The organism is Rhodococcus sp. IEGM 1381 (assembly GCF_030056795.1).
GTDB lineage: Bacteria > Actinomycetota > Actinomycetes > Mycobacteriales > Mycobacteriaceae > Rhodococcoides.
In genome coordinates this window covers 140,404-158,500 of the sequence record NZ_JASHKQ010000002.1, presented here as the reverse complement: position 1 = coordinate 158,500, position 18,097 = coordinate 140,404, and the positions used below count along the sequence as shown (strand labels likewise).

The following is an 18,097-nucleotide window of genomic DNA, read 5'->3' as shown; positions in this document are numbered from 1 at the left end:
TTGCCCGCACAGTCGCGACCCGAGGAGTTCCCGGCACCTTCTGGAGGCTGGTCGCCGCAACCGTGGGCGGGTGCCCCGAACCCGTATCGGCCCAACAGTCAGGATCTGGGCGCGGATTCGCTGCTCAAGCGTCCCAAGCGTGCGTCGAACTCCGGATGGCGTCGAGGCGTTCACCGGCTGACCGGTGGTGTCATCAATCCGGGTGAGTCGACGGCGGAGGAGCGGTACCGAAATCAGGTCGAGCGCATCCGCCAGCCGGTGCTCGGTGACTACCGGATCGCGTTCCTCTCCCTCAAGGGTGGGGTCGGCAAGACGACGACCACTCTCGGCCTCGGCTCGACGTTCGCGTCGTTGCGGGGAGATTGCGTCATCGCCGTGGACGCGAATCCCGATTTCGGCACCCTCGGAGAGCGGGTTCCGCGGCAGACGTCGTCGACCGTCCGCGACCTGTTGGCAGCCGCACCGAGTATTCGGCGCTACTCGGACATTCGCGAGCACACCTCGCAGGCACCGAGTCGCTTGGAAGTGCTTGCCGGAGAGCGTGATCCAGCAGCCTCCGAGATGTTCGGCGAAGAGGATTACCGTGCCGTCATCGACATGCTGCAGGTGTACTACAACCTGATCCTGACCGATTGCGGAACCGGCATCATGCACTCGGCGATGAACGGCGTTCTGCAACTGGCGAACGCGCTCGTAATGGTGAGCTCTCCGGCGGTCGACGGTGCTCGCAGTGCCGCGGCGACATTGGACTGGCTCGAGCTGCACGGGTACGGACACCTGGTCGAGCGAACGGTAGTAGTGATCAGCTCGGTTCGTCCTGGCTCGTCGGCAGTGGACATGAACCTGCTGCAGCAGCATTTCCTCGAGCGCTGTCGTGCCGTCCTCGTGGTCCCGTTCGACGAGCATCTTGCCGAGGGTGCCGTGGTAGATCTCGACATGTTGCGCCCCCAGACCAGAAGCGCATTCGTCGAGCTCGCCGCCATGGTCGCGGACGATTTTCCTGCAGCGTCCGGCAGACACTCCGGCCCCGCGCGCTGACTGTCACCGGCTCGGTCCGTCCACTGGTTTCAATCTGATCGGACGGGTGCGCACCAGAGCGGTCGGATCGAGGTATTCGCGGCCCCGCCTGATGCCCCAGTGCAGACATGTGGACGAGCAGCCCTCGTGTCCGGACGCCAACGAACCCAGCACCGTTCCGCGTCGGACCCGGGTTCCTGCTGCAACCGAGGCCGTCACCGGCTCGTACGTCGATCGCAGTCCTCCCGGATGGTCCACCGATACGACGGGCTTTCCCGCGACCGAACCGGCGAACACCACCGTGCCGTCGGCCACCGCCAGTACCGATCGGCCCTCGTCGGCGGCGAGGTCGACACCGCGGTGTCCGGGAAGCCAATTCTGGTCAGGACGGTCGAACGGGGTGACGATGCGAGGCTTCGGTTGCAACGGCCAGGTGAAGTCGCTCGGAGCGGCCGATGCCACCGCCGTCGAGAGCGAGAGGCCGACCACGACGCCGATCGACGATGCCCGAAGTGCGAGACGAATGTTCACCCGTCGACCATCTCCCGAATCCGAGCACCGAAACGAAAGCGAACGTCGATTGTGGACGACGGACTTGTTTGTCCACAGGTAGCGGAATCTCTTGACAGTCGGGCCTGGTTATGACGGGGGGCGCGGCAGGTCTACACTCGTCGATGCGGCCTGTGCGTGCACGGGTCGACTTCGCGCGTCCGCTTTCATCGCATCGACTGTCAAGGCAGAACTGATGATGCGATAACCGGTTGTCGGCGGTCCTGGGAATCCTTGTGGTTCGCAGGTCCGGCAACTCCAGCGGCCGCCAGGGCAGAGGTCACCGACACTCTGCGTCAACCGCACCATCGAAAGAGAGTTCTTCAGCCATGGCTGTAGTAACAATGAAGCAGCTGCTCGACAGCGGCACACACTTCGGACACCAGACCCGTCGCTGGAACCCGAAGATGAAGCGATTCATCTTCACCGACCGCAACGGCATCTACATCATCGACTTGCAGCAGACTCTGACCTTCATCGACAGGGCCTACGAGTTCGTCAAAGAGACCGTTGCCCACGGTGGCACGGTTCTGTTCGTCGGCACCAAGAAGCAGGCGCAGGAGTCCATTGCCGCTGAGGCGACTCGCGTGGGCATGCCCTACGTGAACCAGCGCTGGCTCGGTGGCATGCTCACCAACTTCCAGACCGTCCACAAGCGTCTGGTCCGCCTCAAGGAGCTCGAGGCGATGGAGCAGACCGGTGGCTTCGAGGGACGCACCAAGAAGGAAATCCTCATGCTCACGCGTGAGATGACCAAGCTGGATCGCACGCTCGGTGGTATCCGGGACATGGCCAAGGTTCCGTCGGCCATCTGGATCGTCGACACCAACAAGGAGCATCTTGCGGTCGCCGAGGCTCGTAAGTTGAACATCCCGGTCATCGCGATCCTCGATACCAACTGCGATCCCGACGTGGTCGACTACCCGATCCCGGGCAACGACGACGCGATCCGTTCCGCTGCGCTGCTGACCAAGGTCGTCGCATCCGCAGTCGCCGAGGGCGTGCAGGCGCGAGCAGGTCAGAACACTGCATCCGACGCCAAGCCCGAGGTCGGCGCAGGCGAGCCCCTCGCAGAATGGGAGCTCGAGCAGCTCCAGCAGGCATCACCGGCAGCAGAAGCTCCGGCAACCGAAGCTGCGGCAGCAGAGGAAGCTCCGGCAACCGACGCTCCCGCTGCAGAGGCTCCGGCAGCAGAGGAAGCACCGGCCGCTCAGGCTTGATCGAATTCGGTCCCGGTTCACCCTCAGGGGTGGGCCGGGGCCGCTTCGGTATGTCAGGGTGGTCGTTGCGTTCGCTGTGAAGTGAGCCCGTCGATCATGCCCTGAGAACAGCATTTTTCGTCAACGCCCGTACCCAGACTTTGAGGAGGCTCGCCCACGATGGCGAACTACACTGCCGCCGACGTCAAGCGGCTCCGTGAGCTCACCGGCTCCGGAATGATGGACTGCAAGAACGCGCTCGCCGAGAACGACGGCGACTACGACAAGGCCGTCGAGTACCTGCGCATCAAGGGTGCCAAGGACGTCGGCAAGCGCGCCGAGCGCAACACCGCCGAAGGCCTCGTCGTCGCCGAGGGTGGAGTGCTCGTCGAGATCAACTCCGAGACCGACTTCGTGGCCAAGAACGACGAGTTCCAGACGTTCGCCGCGTCCGTTGCGGCGACGGCGGCAGCTGGCAAGCCGGCCGACGTCGATGCTCTCAAGGCGCTCGATCTGAACGGCAAGACTGTCGAAACGGCTCTGAACGAGTTGTCGGCCAAGATCGGCGAGAAGCTCGAAATTCGCCGCGTCGTGTCCTACGACGGCAACACCGCGACGTACCTGCACAAGCGCAGCGCGGACCTGCCGCCTGCCGTCGGCGTACTGGTCGAATACACCGGTGACGGCGACGCCGCAGGCGATGCCGCGCGTGCTGCGGCCATGCAGATCGCCGCGCTCAAGGCCAAGTACGTCAGCCGCGACGAGGTCCCCGAGGATCTGGTGGCGGCCGAGCGTCGGATCGCCGAAGAGACCGCTCGTGAAGAAGGCAAGCCGGAGCAGGCTCTGCCGAAGATCGTCGAAGGTCGCGTCAACGGATTCTTCAAGGACGTCGTTCTCACCGAGCAGAAGTCGGTTCAGGACGGCAACAAGACCGTGAAGGCCATTCTCGACGAGGCCGGCGTGACCATCACCCGCTTCTCTCGATTCGAGGTCGGAGCCAGCTAGTCTGCGCACCTGTCGGTCGAGGCGATGCCGTTCATTCGATTCCATCGAGTGGGCGGCATCGTTCGTGCGCGAGGCAGGTCGGAGCCGTGTCCACCGATCGGGTGCCGATAGGGCAGGATGATCGGTGAGTAAACCGTAGTGTTCGACGAGTACCGAGGAGAGCTATGACCGATCCGGCCCCTGACCGTCCCGGGTTCCGACGTGTGATGCTCAAACTGGGTGGGGAGATGTTCGGTGGCGGCCAAGTGGGGCTCGACCCGGATGTCGTGAACAACGTTGCCGAGCAGATCGCCGAAGTGGTGGCTACCGGAGTTCAGGTCGCGGTGGTGATCGGTGGCGGGAACTTCTTCCGTGGTGCAGAACTGCAGCAGCGCGGAATGGATCGATCTCGCTCGGACTACATGGGCATGCTCGGCACGGTCATGAATTGCCTTGCGCTGCAAGATTTCCTGGAAAAGCAGGGGGTCGCCACCAGAGTGCAGACGGCAATCACGATGGGCCAGGTCGCGGAGCCGTACCTACCGTTACGCGCGCGCAGGCACTTGGAGAAGGGCCGCGTCGTGATCTTCGGTGCCGGGATGGGGATGCCGTACTTCTCCACCGACACCACGGCCGCGCAGCGCGCTCTCGAAATCGGAGCCGAGGTGCTGCTGATGGCAAAGGGCGTCGACGGTGTTTACTCGGCCGATCCGCGTCTGGACCCCGACGCCACGATGTTCGACACGATCACCCACCGAGAGGCGATCGAGCAGGGACTCAAAGTCGCCGACGCGACGGCTTTCAGCCTCTGCATGGACAATCAGATGCCGATGTTGGTGTTCAATTTGTTGGTTCAAGGAAACATTGCTCGCGCAGTGGCGGGCGAGAAGATCGGCACGCTGGTCACGTCGTGAACGTCACCGACAAGGCCGCGGGCGAATCGAGAACGAAGACGATGGAGGACAGATCGTGATTGACGAAGCTCTCTTCGACGCCGAAGAGAAGATGGAAAAGGCCGTATCGGTTGCACGTGACGATCTGTCCTCGATCCGCACCGGGCGCGCCAACCCGGGCATGTTCTCCCGCATCGTCATCGAGTACTACGGAGCGCTTACGCCGATCACCCAGCTGGCCAGCATCAGTGTGCCTGAGGCGCGGCTGGTGGTGATCAAGCCGTACGAGTCGAACCAGCTGGGGCCGATCGAAACCGCGATCCGCAACTCGGACCTCGGGGTGAACCCCACGAACGACGGCAACCTGATCCGAATCGGTGTGCCGCAGTTGACCGAGGAACGACGCCGCGAATTCGTGAAGCAGGCGAAGGGCAAGGGCGAGGACGCGAAGGTCTCCATTCGCAACGTGCGCCGCAAGACGATGGAGGAGCTCAAGCGGATCCAGAAAGACGGCGAAGCGGGGGAGGACGACGTCGTACGCGCGGAAAACGAGCTGGACAAGACAACCGCCAAGTACACGGCGTCGGTGGACGATCTCGTCAAGCGCAAAGAGGGCGAGTTGATGGAGGTCTGACCTCCGAGAGGAGTGGCTTTCACGACGGCAGACGATGAATCGCGAGGAGTTGACGACAGTGGTGGGACCGGATCGGCAGGAGGGCAGCGGTACGCCCGCTGCCTCGTCCGGGGTCGCTGCCGCGAAGTCCGCCGGGAAAGCCGGCCGTAATCTGCCTGCCGCGATCGGCGTCGGCGGCAGTTTGGGTATCGGGTTGATTCTCGTGCTCGTATTCGTCCCGCTGGTGTGGATCGGTGTCGTCGCGGTTGCGTTGGCCGTTGCGACATACGAGGTGTCCAAGCGGCTCCGTGAGGGCGGTGTGCTGGTTCCTCGCATCCCGCTGATTCTCGGCGGTCAGGCCATGATCTGGCTGGGCTGGCCATTCGGTGCCGTGGGAGTACTCAGTGCCGCTGTGGGCACCGTGGTGGTGTGCATGGTGTGGCTGTTGCTCCGGCAAGGCTTCGGTACTGCACCCAAGAACTATCTCGAAGAGCTCTCCGTCACCGTTCTGGTGGCGTGTTGGCTGCCGCTCCTGGCCTCGTTCGCCGTTCTGATGGTTCTGCAGGACAACGGTGCCGGCCGCATCCTGGTGTTCGTCATCGGCGTCGTGTGTTCGGATGTCGGCGGTTACATCGCCGGCGTGTTGTTCGGGAAACACCCGATGGCACCGGCGATCAGCCCGAAGAAGTCCTGGGAGGGGCTCGTCGGGTCGCTCATCTTCTGTGTCATCGGTTGCCTGCTGACGGTGACCCTGATCCTCGAGGCGAACTCGATGATCGGTGTGTTGCTGGGGGTCGTGCTGGTCGTCACGGGCACCCTGGGCGACCTCATAGAATCGCAGGTCAAGCGTGACCTGCGAATCAAGGACATGGGCTCGTTGCTCCCCGGGCACGGCGGCATCATGGACAGACTCGACTCGCTGCTGCCCTCGGCGTTCGTTGCGTGGCTCGTCTTCACCGTGTTGCTCTGAAACGACTCCGTCGGACGATGCGCAGTTATCGCGGCGGGGTGATCCCCAGTCCCAACATCTGGCACTGGCCACATCTGTACGAGGCAGAGAACCGCGCTCAAGATGTCGACGGTGCCGTGTTCGAGGCAATCAGGTCGGTCGCGGACTGGGCTTCCAAGACAGTCGTCGATGTCGGCTGCGGAAGCGGATTTCACCTTCCGATCTTTGCCGCCAATGCCGAAAGTGTGCTGGGCGTCGAGCCGCACGAACCGCTTGCGGCCGCGGCGAGATCGCGGGTTGCCGGCCTCTCGAACGTGGAGGTGAAGGCCGCTCGAGCAGAGTCGCTACCCGTCGCCGACGGGAGTGTCGATCTCGTTCATGCCCGCACGGCGTACTTTTTCGGCCCCGGCTGCGGTCCGGGTATCCGCGAGGCGATGCGAGTCCTCCGGCCCGGCGGCGCGCTGGTCGTCGTCGACCTCGACGCGACGGCGTCTCCGTACGGTGACTGGATGCGTGCGGATCTTCCGCAGTACGATCCGGCGGCCGTCGAGGCATTCTTCGAAGCGCAGGGGTTCGAGTTGCTCCGCGTCGGCACCAGATGGACGTTTCCCGACCGTCGGATCTTGCGCGAGGTGTTGGGAATCGAGTTCTCACCGCGAGTGGCGCGTGTCGCGGCACGGGAGGTAGACGGACGAACCCTGGATGTGCGTTATCGCATCCACGTTCGGTACAAACCGAGGGGAGTCGAGTTGCGCTGAGGTGGGCCGGCGCACCTCAGCGCCGAGTGATCAGGACGAGGAGATTCCGAAAACCTGGGCGAGTTCGCTGATCTTGAGCGCCTTCGCCAGCCGAGGCAAGTCGCTACCGTCTTTGACGTGGGCACCGTCGGCACCGAGAGCATCGATTACATCGCGGGCCCAGGACACGTCCGTGGGTGAGGGCGCCAATTCGCGGTTGACGATGGCCACCTGATCGGTGTGCATGCAGAGTTTGCCTGCCATGCCCATCGACAGCGTCACGGCTGCATCGCGTCCGAGGATGCTGTCGTTCGCGGTCAACGTCGGACCGTCGATGGGTCCGGGTAGTCGTGCTACGCGGGAGGAGACGACCAGACGCGAGCGTGGGTAGGCCATGGCCAGTGGATCGTCGCTCATACCGGTGTCGCGTCGAAAGTCGCCGCTGCCGAAAGCGAGACGGAAAGTCGAATCTGCGCGGGCGATTTCAGTCGCGGCTTCGAGACCCATGGCCGACTCCACCAACGCCAGAATCGGCGTACCGGGTGTCAGGCGGGCCGCGGTCGCCTCGACCTGCCCACCGCTTTCGGTCTTGGCGAGCATGACGCCGACCAGACCGGGGAGGCCGGACAACGCAGCGAGGTCATCGGCCCAGTACGGGGTCGTGGCATCGTTGATGCGCACCCATGCGGAATTGCCCTGGCCCAGCCACCGAACGACAGCCTCGCGTGCAGCGGGCTTCTTGGCCGGGGCAACGGCGTCCTCGATGTCGAGGATGACGGCATCGACTCCCGACGCCACGGCATCGCTGAAGGTGTCGGGCTTGGTTGCGGGCACCAGCAGCCAGGAGCGCGCGCGGTCGGGGGCAACGCCGGATGCCACTGGTGTCTCCATGAAAGTTGTCACGTCATGCTCCTCGAGTGAAGTGGGGCACCCACAGCCTGATCGATTCAGTGAGTCAGCGCCAGCTTCTGTACATAGTGTTCACGAGCCGCGTTACTTCTTTTTCGCGGAGCGCCGCACCTGAAGGATTCGAGCCCCTCCCACCATGGCCATCACCAGGGCACCCGCGATCGCGGCCAGCAACATGCTGATACCGAGCGGCAGATCGAGCTGCCAAGCGAAGATCTGCACGGTGACCGAGTCGAGGTTCTGCACGATGAACACGAGGAGAATGACGAGAACCACGGCTCCCACCACGAGGCCGGTCCATAGGGCAGCGGTACGAGTGTGGGCGATATCCGTCGAACCGGCGGCCTGACGCTCGGGAACGAAGTCCGGATCGGGCGCCGAATGACCGTCCGAATCCGGAGTGGTGATCGGGGCGAGGTCGCCCGAGGCACTGTGGGCGCCGGGCAGCCCCGCGCTCGACTTGTCGAGCGATGTCTCGTGACTGTCTTCAGCTCTGGTGGCCATGTCGATGATCCTTCCGCACGTGGAGGTCGAATGCACGCGCATCCGACCACGACGCCGATACCCGCCGGGTGCCGGTCGGAAACAGGCGCGAATAGGACTGCGAGGCAATCAGGTGGACAATGGAAGCATGCAGCGTCAGCGAAAGATGGGGGGTGGAGTATGAGTGACTCCGCCGAGGCAACGAACACGTCGACCGAGCAGAAGCGGCCCAATCTCCCCTTGGTTTTCACTGCACCGCGTCGCGGTATGCCGTCGCGTCACCTCGCCGACCTGGACAAAGAGGGTCTCCGTGAGGCGGTGAAGGCGCTGGGCCTGCCTGCGTTCCGGGCGGATCAGCTGGCGCGCCACTACTACGCGCGACTCGAAGCGGACACCACCAAGATGACCGACCTTCCGGCCGAGGCGCGCGAGAAGGTCGGTGCCGATCTCTTCCCCACGTTGTTGACGCCGATCAAGCACCTGGCATGTGACGACGGTGACACTCGAAAGACCCTGTGGAAGGCGAACGACGGGACTTTGCTCGAGAGCGTTCTGATGCGGTACCCGGATCGGGCGACTCTGTGTATCTCCAGTCAGGCCGGGTGCGGAATGGCCTGTCCCTTCTGTGCGACCGGCCAGGCCGGTCTGACGAGGAACCTGTCGACGGCCGAGATCGTCGACCAGGTCCGTTCGGCTGCCGCCGATCTGCGTGACGGGGTGGTCCACGGCGGGGAAGGCCGCTTGTCGAACGTGGTGTTCATGGGGATGGGCGAGCCACTGGCCAATTACAAACGCGTCGTCGCGGCGGTGCGCAAGATCGTCTCACCCGCACCCGACGGTCTGGGACTCTCACAACGTTCGGTCACCGTGTCGACGGTCGGTCTGGCTCCGGCCATTCGCAAGTTGGCCGACGAGGGATTGTCCGTCACGTTGGCAGTGTCGTTGCACACGCCAGACGATGAGCTCCGCGACACGTTGGTTCCGGTCAACAACCGGTGGTCGGTGGCGGAGGTTCTCTCCGCGGCTCGGTACTACGCCGATCAGACCGGTCGACGCGTCTCGATCGAGTACGCGATGATCAGGGACGTCAACGATCAGCCGTGGCGAGCAGACATGTTGGGCAAGAAGTTGCACAAGGCGCTCGGATCACGAGTCCACGTGAATCTGATCCCACTCAATCCGACTCCGGGCAGCGAGTGGGATGCCAGCCCGAAGCCGGTGGAGCGAGAATTCGTCAGACGAGTGATTGCGCAGGGCGTCTCGTGCACGGTGCGCGACACCCGTGGCCAGGAGATCGCCGCGGCGTGCGGTCAGCTCGCAGCCGAGAACTGACCGGCCGCTAGCGGGGCTTGCGGCGAACGATCACGTCACGCACGACCAGCCCGACCAGTGTGACGGCAAAACCGATCAGCCACAGATCCTCGACCTTGCCGGTGTGGTTGCCGATGATCATGAAGAGCAGGAACGCGGCGACGACAATGGCGGCCACGCGCATCGCGCGGTTCGATTCGCCACTCCACCCCCACTCGGCGGACGGCACGTCCGGAACCTCGTGACGGGTATCGACGACCTGGTCGTACGAAGCGGTTTCCAGTTCGTTGTTTGCCACCGGTCGGTCCTCTCGGGTGATGATTCACGTTGACGTGCGCACGAGGCGTCGAGGCTGCCGCGTTGGGACAATATTGGCATACGACCGCCCGTCGTAGCCATCAGGGTTGTGCTCACCCGGCAGGAGTATCGACTTCGGTGAGAGACTGCCTCGGTGACGTCCGAGCGCCTTCCTCACCCGCTGACCCAGTTCCCGCTGAGCTACCCCCGTGACATGGTCGGGTACGGCCGAACACCACCGGACGCCCAATGGCCGGGAGAGGCGAACATCGCCGTCCAGTTCGTCCTCAACTACGAGGAGGGCGCGGAGAACAATGTGCTCGACGGCGACACCAAGTCCGAGACGTTCCTGTCGGAAATGATTGGTGCACAAGCTTTTCCGAACCGCCACATGAGTATGGAGTCCCTGTACGAGTACGGATCCAGGGCTGGTGTGTGGCGAGTACTGCGGGCATTCGAGAAACGAGATCTACCGCTGACGGTGTTCGCCGTCGCGAAAGCCATGCAGCGGAATCCGGAGGTCGTTGCCGCACTGGCAGAGCTGGGCCACGAGATCGCGTGCCACGGGCTGCGATGGCTTTCCTACCAACAGATCGACGAGAACGTCGAGCGTGAGCACATGGCCGAGGCGGTGGCGATCCTGACGGAGCTGACCGGCTCGGCCCCGTTGGGGTGGTACACCGGCCGCGATTCACCGAACACCCGATCACTCGTCGTCGAACACGGTGGATTCGTCTACGACTCCGATTCCTACGCCGATGACCTGCCCTACTGGGAGAAGGTGTCCACGGGTAGTGGGACGGTCCATCACCTGGTGGTGCCGTACGCCCTCGATACCAACGATATGCGATTCGCCTCGCCGGGTGGCTTTTCGACCGGAGACGAGTTCTTCGCACATCTACGGGACGCGTTCGACGTGCTCTACGCCGAAGGCGAGCACGGCAGCCCCAAGATGCTTTCGGTCGGATTGCACTGTCGACTGGTCGGCAGGCCTGCTCGCATCGCGGCCCTCGAACGCTTTCTCGATCACGTGCAATCGCACGAGAAAGTATGGGTCGCCAAGCGAATCGACATCGCCGAGCACTGGCGCGCCGTACACCCGCCCTCCGCCTGACTCAGCGCGGCGGCCGGCAGGCCTTTGCCAGCGCAGCGAGATACCGGTCGGTGAACAGTGCCTGGACACGCCTTCCCACCGGGCCGCCGAGCCTGGTGTACCAGCGGCCGGGTCTCGAAAACGCGGTGATGTGCGCGCTGACGGTTCCATCCGCGGGGGAGTAGTCGACGTGGAACAACTCTTCCCCGGACTCGGGATGGCCATCGAGTGTGCCGTAGGCGAAGCCCTGTCGGTTGGCTTCGTCGATGACGTAGACGACCCGGCACGGGATTCGGACGGGCCCGAGGGTGAAAACGACCACCGCGTCGGGAACGGCGGAATCCCCGCTCGAATGGATCTTCAGGCCTGCACCCCGGTGCATGTCCCACCGCATCAGGGCATCCGCTGCGGCAACGAAGTCCTCGAGCCCGGACCCGATGACCTGCGACCTCTCGACGTGGTGGTAGCCCGCCGGGAAGGGTCCTTTCGTCGCCCCCACATCGGTGTAGTTGAACGATGCTGCGCTGTACTTCGAGACGTCCATGCCTTCCACCCTGCCAGCATCGGCGGAGCGCATAGGGGTTTCTCAGGCTCGGTAGGCAACAATGGACCGGTGCCAGACCATAGTGGAACGATCACCTCGGATCGCCCCGAGCCGATCCGCGTGCTCTTGTTGGGGAGTACCGGTTCGATCGGAACCCAAGCGCTCGACGTCATTGCAGCCGACCCGGATCGCTTCGTCGTCGTCGGTCTCGCAGCGGGCGGTGGAAACATCGATCTGCTTCGTCGTCAGATCGCCGACACCGGTGTCCAACGTGTCGCCGTCGCCGACCGGGACGCCGCAGCCGCGCTCGATTTTCCCGGAACACTCAGTGGGCCACGGGCAGCCACCGAGCTCGTCGAGACGACTCCGGCGGACGTCGTGCTCAACGCGCTGGTGGGTTCGCTCGGTCTCGAACCGACGCTCGCGGCGCTGAAAACCGGTGCCCGGCTTGCATTGGCCAACAAGGAATCGCTGGTGGCAGGCGGCGAGCTCGTACTGGCCGCTGCCGCCCCCGGGCAAATCGTGCCGGTGGACTCGGAGCACTCGGCGCTGGCACAGTGCCTACGAAGCGGCACCCGCGGCGAGGTGGATCGGTTGATCCTGACTGCGTCGGGTGGACCGTTCCGAGGGTGGACCGAGACCGAACTGAAGTCGGTCACCCCGAAGCAGGCCGCGGCGCATCCCACCTGGTCGATGGGCCCGATGAATACCTTGAACTCGGCCACCCTGGTGAACAAGGGGCTCGAGTTGATCGAGGCGCATCTGCTCTTCGGAGTGCCCTACGACAAGATCGACGTGACCGTTCACCGGCAATCCATCGTGCATTCCATGGTCACGTTCGTCGATGGCTCCACCATCGCCCAGGCCAGCCCGCCGGATATGAAGTTGCCTATCGGTCTGGCGCTCGGGTGGCCCGATCGTGTGCCCGATGTAGCGCGCGCACTCGACTTCACATCGGCGTTCTCCTGGGACTTCGAGCCGCTGGACGATCGAGTGTTTCCCGCCGTACAGCTCGCACGCGAGGCGGGCATTCTGGGCGGTTGCATGACTGCGGTGTACAACGCGTCCAACGAGATCGCGGCCGAGGCATTCTTGGCCGGACACATCGAATTCCCGCAGATCGTGCAGACGGTGCGTGCGGTAGTCGACGACGGTAATGCGGACTGGTCGGCGGTGCCGACTACCGTGGACGATATTCTCGCGGCGGATTCCTGGGCTCGCGCACATGCGCGTGAGCTCCTGAAGCAGAAGGGCCTCTGACTCACATGGTGTTCGCACTCGGCGTCGTGCTGTTCGCCGTCGGCATCGGTGTGTCGATCGCGCTGCACGAGGCAGGACACATGTGGACCGCGAAAGCGCTCGGCATGAAGGTCCGTCGGTATTACATCGGTTTCGGTCCCAAAATTTTCTCCTTCCGGCGCGGTGAAACCGAATACGGTCTCAAGGCGATCCCGGCCGGAGGATTCTGCGACATCGCCGGAATGACGGCGATCGACGAGCTTGCACCCGACGAGGTCGAGCGAGCGATGTACCGCCAGAAAACGTGGAAGCGCATCGTCGTCATGGTCGGCGGCATCGCGATGAACTTCGTGCTCGGCATCGTGCTGGTATACGCATTGGTTCTGGGCTGGGGCACACCGGACCGGGTGACTCCGACGACGACGGTTCAAGGCGTCGTCTGCGTCAGCACGACACAGACGCAGGACGGTGAACTCTCGGATTGCTCGGGAGACGGTCCGGCAGCTGCTGCTGGACTGCTCACGGGCGACATCATCACCGCTGTGAACGGTGAGCCCAAAGAGGAATGGGCCGACGTCGTTCTCGCTGTTCGCGACTCGACCGGGTCGGTCGAGTTGACGGTCCAACGCGACGGTGCGTCACAGACTCTCAGCGTGCCGATACTCCAGGTTCAGCGCTACGTTGTCGATCCTGAGACCAAAGCGAAGAATTCGACGACCGTGGGCGCGATCGGTGTCACCGGCGGTCCGCCGCCGAATATTCGGTACAACCCGCTCGAGGCGGTACCCGAGACGTTCGTCTTCACCGGCGACATCTTCGTCCAGACCGGCAAAGCGCTCGTGCAGCTTCCCACCAAGGTGCAGGCGTTGTGGGAGTCGATCTTCGGCGGCGAACGTGGACTCGACACTCCGATGAGCGTCGTGGGTGCGAGCGTCATCGGCGGCCAGGCTGCCGAGAACGACAACTGGTCACTGTTCGTCGGATTGCTTGCGTCCCTGAACTTCTTCCTCGGTGCGTTCAATATCGTGCCGCTGTTGCCGTTGGACGGTGGACACATCGCCGTGACCATCTACGAGCGCATTCGCAACATCTTCCGCAACCGTCGAGGCCTGCCCGACGGTGCGCCGGTGGACTACATGAAACTGATGCCCGTCACTTACGTGGTCATCGTCGTTTTCATCGGGTTCTCCTTGTTGACGCTCACGGCGGACATTGTCAACCCGATTCAATTGTTCTAAGTAGACTCGACAGTCGTAGCTAGGAAAGAAGGCCACTGTGTCCGTGTCAGTCGGATTGGGAATGCCCGCACCGCCGGTGCCCGTACTCGCGCCACGTCGAAAGACCAGGCAGCTCCAGGTCGGTTCGGTGGGAGTGGGTAGTGACAGCCCTATTTCGGTGCAGTCGATGACAACCACCAAAACTCACGACATCAACGCGACGCTGCAGCAGATCGCTGAGCTGACGGCGTCGGGCTGCGACATCGTGCGTGTGGCATGCCCCACACAGGATGATGCGGATGCATTGTCGATCATTGCCAGGAAGAGCCAGATTCCGGTGATCGCCGACATCCATTTCCAGCCCAAGTACATCTTCGCCGCGATCGATGCGGGCTGCGCCGCGGTGCGCGTCAATCCTGGGAACATCAAGGAATTCGACGGTCGCGTCAAGGAAGTCGCCAAGGCTGCCGGAGACGCAAACATACCGATCCGCATCGGCGTGAATGCCGGATCGCTCGACCCCCGCCTGATGAAGAAGTACGGCAAGGCCACGCCGGAGGCGCTCGTCGAATCCGCGCTGTGGGAGGCAGGCCTGTTCGAGGAACACGGTTTCGGCGACATCAAGATCTCGGTCAAGCACAACGACCCTGTGATCATGGTCGCCGCGTACGAGCAACTCGCTGCGCAGTGCGACTACCCGCTGCACCTCGGCGTCACCGAGGCCGGGCCCGCGTTTCAGGGGACCATCAAGTCCGCAGTCGCCTTCGGCGCGTTGCTGTCCAAGGGGATCGGCGACACCATTCGCGTCTCCTTGTCGGCACCGCCTGCGGAGGAGATCAAGGTGGGCAACCAGATTCTGCAGTCCTTCAATCTCCGCCCCCGCAAGCTCGAGATCGTCTCCTGCCCGTCGTGTGGGCGGGCACAGGTCGACGTGTACACCCTCGCCGACGAGGTCACCGCGGGCCTGGAGGGGATGGAAATTCCGCTCCGCGTCGCCGTCATGGGCTGCGTCGTCAACGGGCCGGGCGAGGCGCGCGACGCTGATCTGGGCGTGGCGTCGGGCAACGGCAAGGGTCAGATCTTCGTCAAGGGCAAGGTCATCAAGACGGTGCCCGAGGCGCAGATAGTGGAGACCTTGATCGAGGAAGCAATGCGCATCGCCGAGGAATTCGAGAAGGACGAGTCTGCAGACGGCGGCGCTCCGGTGGTGACCGTCAGCTGAGCAGGATGAACCGGTCATCATCCGGTTTGTCGCACTGCCACCGGGGGAACACGTTCTCTGGAATGATTCGGTGCACGCTCGGTCGATGTGTACGCGGTAGGTGGGTCAGGAGGTCGGTAGGTGCTCAAGCTCCTCGGTGCGAAGCCTCTCGGTAATCGAGACACCGCACACGTGCTGCGGGTGCTCGACGCCGACCCGGTCGCGACCTGCATGGTCGCGGCCAGGGTACAAGAATCCGGACTGGATCCGAGGTCGTTTCACGGTGAGATGTGGAGCAGGGGCGGCCCGGACGAATCTTTGTGCTTCTACGGAGCGAACCTCGTCCCACTGCTCGGATCGGGCGACGACCTCCGGTCGTTCGCAGACCGCGCGTGCCGCGGCCCCCGATTGTGTTCCTCGCTGGTCGGTCGGGCCGAACTGACACTTCCACTGTGGGAGATGCTCGAGACCGACTGGGGCCCAGCCCGGGAGGTCCGCGGTGAGCAACCACTACTGGCCACGTCGGTGCGTTCGTCTTTGCCACCTGATCCTCAGGTCCGTCTCGTTCGACCCGACGAGCTGGACGTGTATCTCACTGCGGCCGTGGCCATGTTCATCGAGGAAGTCGGAGTCGACCCCCGGCAGAACGACGGCGGCCGTGGATACAGACGCCGGATCTCGAGTCTCATTGCGGCGCAGCGGGCCTGGGCTCGATTCGAAGACGGCCGAGTGGTGTTCAAGGCCGAAATCGGATCGCAGTCGGCGACGGTGGGCCAGATTCAGGGAGTGTGGGTTCACCCCGACCGGCGTGGACACGGTCTCGGCGCGTCCGGTACCGCGGCAGTGGTCGACTCGGTAGTTCGTCAGGGCCGCACCGCCAGCCTGTACGTCAACAGCTTCAACTACGTCGCCCGGCGGGCGTACGCGAAAATCGGCCTGACTCAGGTGGCAACCTTCACCACGGTATTGCTCGATTAGCTTGTCGCGAACCGCGTTTCGCTGCCAACGGTAAGCGGTGCGCCCTATTACGATGGGGCGCAATGAGATCACGTTGTGCAACCGAGATGCGGTATCGAGTCGGCGTGGTGCTTGCGATCGGAGCCGTGGTTGCTGCCTTGCTCACCGGGTGTACCCCCAAGCCCGACGGCCCGGAGCCCGCGGCCCAGGCTTTTCTTGCCGCCTTCGAGTCCAATGACATCGCAGCCGCCGCTGCGGACACCGACAAGCCCGATGCCGCCACCACCGCACTGACCGAGGCGTGGACCAATCTGCAGGCCCAGTCCCTGGACGCCCAGACGACGTCGGTGAAGGTCGACGGAGACACCGCCACGGTCGGGTACACGTACACATGGCAGCTGCCGAAGGATCGGGTGTGGACCTACGACGGTCAGCTGAACATGGGGCGCAGCGAGGGCGACTGGGTGGTGCGCTGGACGGCGTCGGACATCCATCCCAAGCTCGGCGACACCCAAACCATGTCGCTGCGCTCGACGGCAGCCCCGAGGGCCCGCGTCAACGAGCGTTCCGGGACCGACGTGTTGGTGCCCGGTGTCGTGCATCGAATCAAGTTCGACGCAGCGAATGCGAACAATGTGGTGGCATCAGCGACTGCGTTGTCGACTTTGTTGACCCCGTTCGACGCGTCGATCACGGCCCAGTCCATCGTCGAGTCGGCCACCTCGGTCGACGGCGAATATCCGGTGGCGCTGCTGCGTGAGAGCGACTTTCAGCCCATCTCGGCAGCGCTCACCGAGATTCCCGGTGTCACGGCGTCCGACGAGTCGGATCTGGTGTCGACCGATCCCACATTCGCGCCGGATCTGGTCGGTCAGGTCAAGAAGGCCGTCATCGACGAGGTCGACGGTCAGGCGGGCTGGAGTGTGGTGACCAGCAACCGCAACGGCGTCGACGTCGATGTCCTGACCGACACTCCGCCGCAGCCTGCTCCGTCGTTCTCGATCAGTCTCGATCGCAATATTCAGGTCGCGGCGCAGCGAGCGGTGAACGCGCGTACCGAACAGGCGATGACGGTGGTCATCCAACCGTCGACGGGTGCGATCCTCGCGGTGGCGCAGAACCCGGCCGCCGATCGGGACGGACCGGTGGCGTCCGCCGGTCTCTACCCGCCCGGATCGACGTTCAAGATCATCACCGCCGGCGCGGCCATTTCGAGCGGACTGGCGACCCCGGGCAGTACCGTTCCGTGTCCGGGTCGCATCGAGATCGGTGAGCGCAGTGTGCCCAACTACAACGAGTTCGCGCTCGGCGACGTGACGATGAGTACCGCGTTCACTCGATCGTGCAATACCTCGTTCGCGAAGCTGGCGAGTGAGATGTCGCCCAACGCGTTGACCGTCGCGGCATCTCAGTTCGGCGTCGGCCCGGATTACGACGTCGTCGGGCTGCCGACCGACTCGGGTTCGGTGCCCCCGGCGGACGAGCTCGTCCAACGCACCGAGGACGGCTTCGGTCAGGGCAAGGTGGTCGTCTCTACCTTCGGCATGGCCTTGGCTGCGGCGACGGTGGCCCACGGTTCGACTCCGGTGCCGAACCTGTTGGTGGGACGCGACACGGTGATCACCGGCGATCACCCGCCGATCGAACCGGCGATGGTCGACGGGCTACGTGGAATGATGCGATCGGTGGTCACCAGCGGTACGGCCGAGCGCATCGCAGATCAGGGTGAGGTCTATGGAAAGACCGGTGAGGCCGAGGTCGACGGCGGCTCGCACTCGTGGTTCGTCGGCTATCGAGGCGACATTGCGTTTGCCACGCTCGTGGTGCGCGGGGGCAGCTCGGACAACGCTGTCGCGGTGACCCGGGAGATGTTCGAGCAGCTGCCGCCGGGGTACTGAGCGACGA

The 18,097-nt window shown here is 64.0% G+C and carries 19 protein-coding genes; 14 read left to right on the top strand and 5 right to left on the bottom strand.

The genetic code is table 11. The features are described from left to right. Positions 1–1,038, top strand: coding sequence for a MinD/ParA family ATP-binding protein (locus QM797_RS10745; RefSeq protein ID WP_502942325.1), 1,038 nt, complete (start codon positions 1–3; stop codon positions 1,036–1,038). A gap of 3 nt (positions 1,039–1,041) precedes the next feature. Here the strand turns inward: QM797_RS10745 and QM797_RS10740 are convergent, their stop codons facing one another. Then, positions 1,042–1,548 (bottom strand): M23 family metallopeptidase, encoded by a 507-nt coding sequence (locus QM797_RS10740; protein ID WP_502942310.1) that lies wholly within the window; start codon positions 1,546–1,548, stop codon positions 1,042–1,044. Positions 1,549–1,895: 347 nt separating this feature from the next. Here QM797_RS10740 and rpsB point away from each other — a divergent pair, with 347 nt between their 5' ends. The 6 genes from rpsB (at position 1,896) to QM797_RS10710 (ending at position 6,962) form a co-directional block, all read left to right on the top strand. Then, complete coding sequence (rpsB, locus tag QM797_RS10735) at positions 1,896–2,786, top strand: 30S ribosomal protein S2 (protein WP_283275540.1); 891 nt, start codon at positions 1,896–1,898, stop codon at positions 2,784–2,786. A 159-nt stretch (positions 2,787–2,945) separates the two neighbouring features. Further along, positions 2,946–3,770, top strand: coding sequence for a translation elongation factor Ts (tsf, locus tag QM797_RS10730; protein WP_222093164.1), 825 nt, complete (start codon positions 2,946–2,948; stop codon positions 3,768–3,770). 164 nt (positions 3,771–3,934) lie between these two features. Further along, a complete protein-coding gene (pyrH, locus tag QM797_RS10725; RefSeq protein WP_032377051.1) occupies positions 3,935–4,663 on the top strand; it encodes a UMP kinase in 729 nt (242 codons plus the stop codon). A 55-nt stretch (positions 4,664–4,718) separates the two neighbouring features. Further along, entirely contained in the window at positions 4,719–5,276 is a 558-nt protein-coding gene (gene frr / locus QM797_RS10720) for a ribosome recycling factor (RefSeq protein WP_283275538.1), read from the top strand. A gap of 34 nt (positions 5,277–5,310) precedes the next feature. After that, complete coding sequence (locus QM797_RS10715) at positions 5,311–6,225, top strand: phosphatidate cytidylyltransferase (RefSeq protein ID WP_032377052.1); 915 nt, start codon at positions 5,311–5,313, stop codon at positions 6,223–6,225. A 17-nt stretch (positions 6,226–6,242) separates the two neighbouring features. Continuing rightward, positions 6,243–6,962, top strand: a complete 720-nt coding sequence (locus tag QM797_RS10710; protein WP_283275536.1) for a class I SAM-dependent methyltransferase — start codon at positions 6,243–6,245, stop codon at positions 6,960–6,962. A 30-nt stretch (positions 6,963–6,992) separates the two neighbouring features. Here QM797_RS10710 and QM797_RS10705 read toward each other — a convergent pair whose 3' ends face one another. Both QM797_RS10705 and QM797_RS10700 read right to left on the bottom strand, forming a co-directional pair. Then, on the bottom strand, positions 6,993–7,832 hold the full coding sequence (locus QM797_RS10705) for an HpcH/HpaI aldolase/citrate lyase family protein (RefSeq protein WP_502942324.1): 840 nt from the start codon (positions 7,830–7,832) through the stop codon (positions 6,993–6,995). Positions 7,833–7,934: 102 nt separating this feature from the next. Then, positions 7,935–8,354, bottom strand: a complete 420-nt coding sequence (locus QM797_RS10700; RefSeq protein ID WP_283275533.1) for a LapA family protein — start codon at positions 8,352–8,354, stop codon at positions 7,935–7,937. 159 nt (positions 8,355–8,513) lie between these two features. On the opposite strand from QM797_RS10700, the gene rlmN reads away from it, so the two are divergent. Beyond that, positions 8,514–9,665, top strand: coding sequence for a dual-specificity RNA methyltransferase RlmN (gene rlmN, locus QM797_RS10695; RefSeq protein ID WP_283275532.1), 1,152 nt, complete (start codon positions 8,514–8,516; stop codon positions 9,663–9,665). 7 nt (positions 9,666–9,672) lie between these two features. Here rlmN and QM797_RS10690 read toward each other — a convergent pair whose 3' ends face one another. Continuing rightward, the gene (locus tag QM797_RS10690; protein WP_283275530.1) at positions 9,673–9,942 is read right to left on the bottom strand and encodes a DUF2631 domain-containing protein; all 270 of its coding nucleotides are present in this window, start codon (positions 9,940–9,942) and stop codon (positions 9,673–9,675) included. Between the two features lie 213 nt (positions 9,943–10,155). Here QM797_RS10690 and puuE point away from each other — a divergent pair, with 213 nt between their 5' ends. After that, the gene (gene puuE, locus QM797_RS10685) at positions 10,156–11,055 is read left to right on the top strand and encodes an allantoinase PuuE (RefSeq protein ID WP_283275800.1); all 900 of its coding nucleotides are present in this window, start codon (positions 10,156–10,158) and stop codon (positions 11,053–11,055) included. A 1-nt stretch (position 11,056) separates the two neighbouring features. Here puuE and QM797_RS10680 read toward each other — a convergent pair whose 3' ends face one another. Then, the gene (locus QM797_RS10680) at positions 11,057–11,578 is read right to left on the bottom strand and encodes a DUF1990 domain-containing protein (protein ID WP_283275529.1); all 522 of its coding nucleotides are present in this window, start codon (positions 11,576–11,578) and stop codon (positions 11,057–11,059) included. A gap of 69 nt (positions 11,579–11,647) precedes the next feature. Between QM797_RS10680 and dxr the strand changes: the two genes are divergently transcribed. The 5 genes from dxr (at position 11,648) to QM797_RS10655 (ending at position 18,090) form a co-directional block, all read left to right on the top strand. Next, positions 11,648–12,838, top strand: coding sequence for a 1-deoxy-D-xylulose-5-phosphate reductoisomerase (dxr, locus tag QM797_RS10675; protein WP_283275527.1), 1,191 nt, complete (start codon positions 11,648–11,650; stop codon positions 12,836–12,838). Positions 12,839–12,843: 5 nt separating this feature from the next. Continuing rightward, complete coding sequence (locus QM797_RS10670) at positions 12,844–14,055, top strand: M50 family metallopeptidase (RefSeq protein ID WP_283275525.1); 1,212 nt, start codon at positions 12,844–12,846, stop codon at positions 14,053–14,055. A 61-nt stretch (positions 14,056–14,116) separates the two neighbouring features. Next, positions 14,117–15,256: a flavodoxin-dependent (E)-4-hydroxy-3-methylbut-2-enyl-diphosphate synthase gene (gene ispG / locus QM797_RS10665; protein ID WP_371833860.1), complete on the top strand. Its 1,140-nt coding sequence runs from the start codon at positions 14,117–14,119 to the stop codon at positions 15,254–15,256. Positions 15,257–15,376: 120 nt separating this feature from the next. Then, positions 15,377–16,213 carry a GNAT family N-acetyltransferase gene (locus QM797_RS10660; protein ID WP_032403196.1) on the top strand — a complete coding sequence of 279 codons (837 nt, stop codon included), beginning with the start codon at positions 15,377–15,379 and terminating at the stop codon, positions 16,211–16,213. 86 nt (positions 16,214–16,299) lie between these two features. Further along, positions 16,300–18,090: a penicillin-binding transpeptidase domain-containing protein gene (locus QM797_RS10655; protein ID WP_502942323.1), complete on the top strand. Its 1,791-nt coding sequence runs from the start codon at positions 16,300–16,302 to the stop codon at positions 18,088–18,090. The last annotated feature ends 7 nt before the right edge of the window (positions 18,091–18,097 follow it).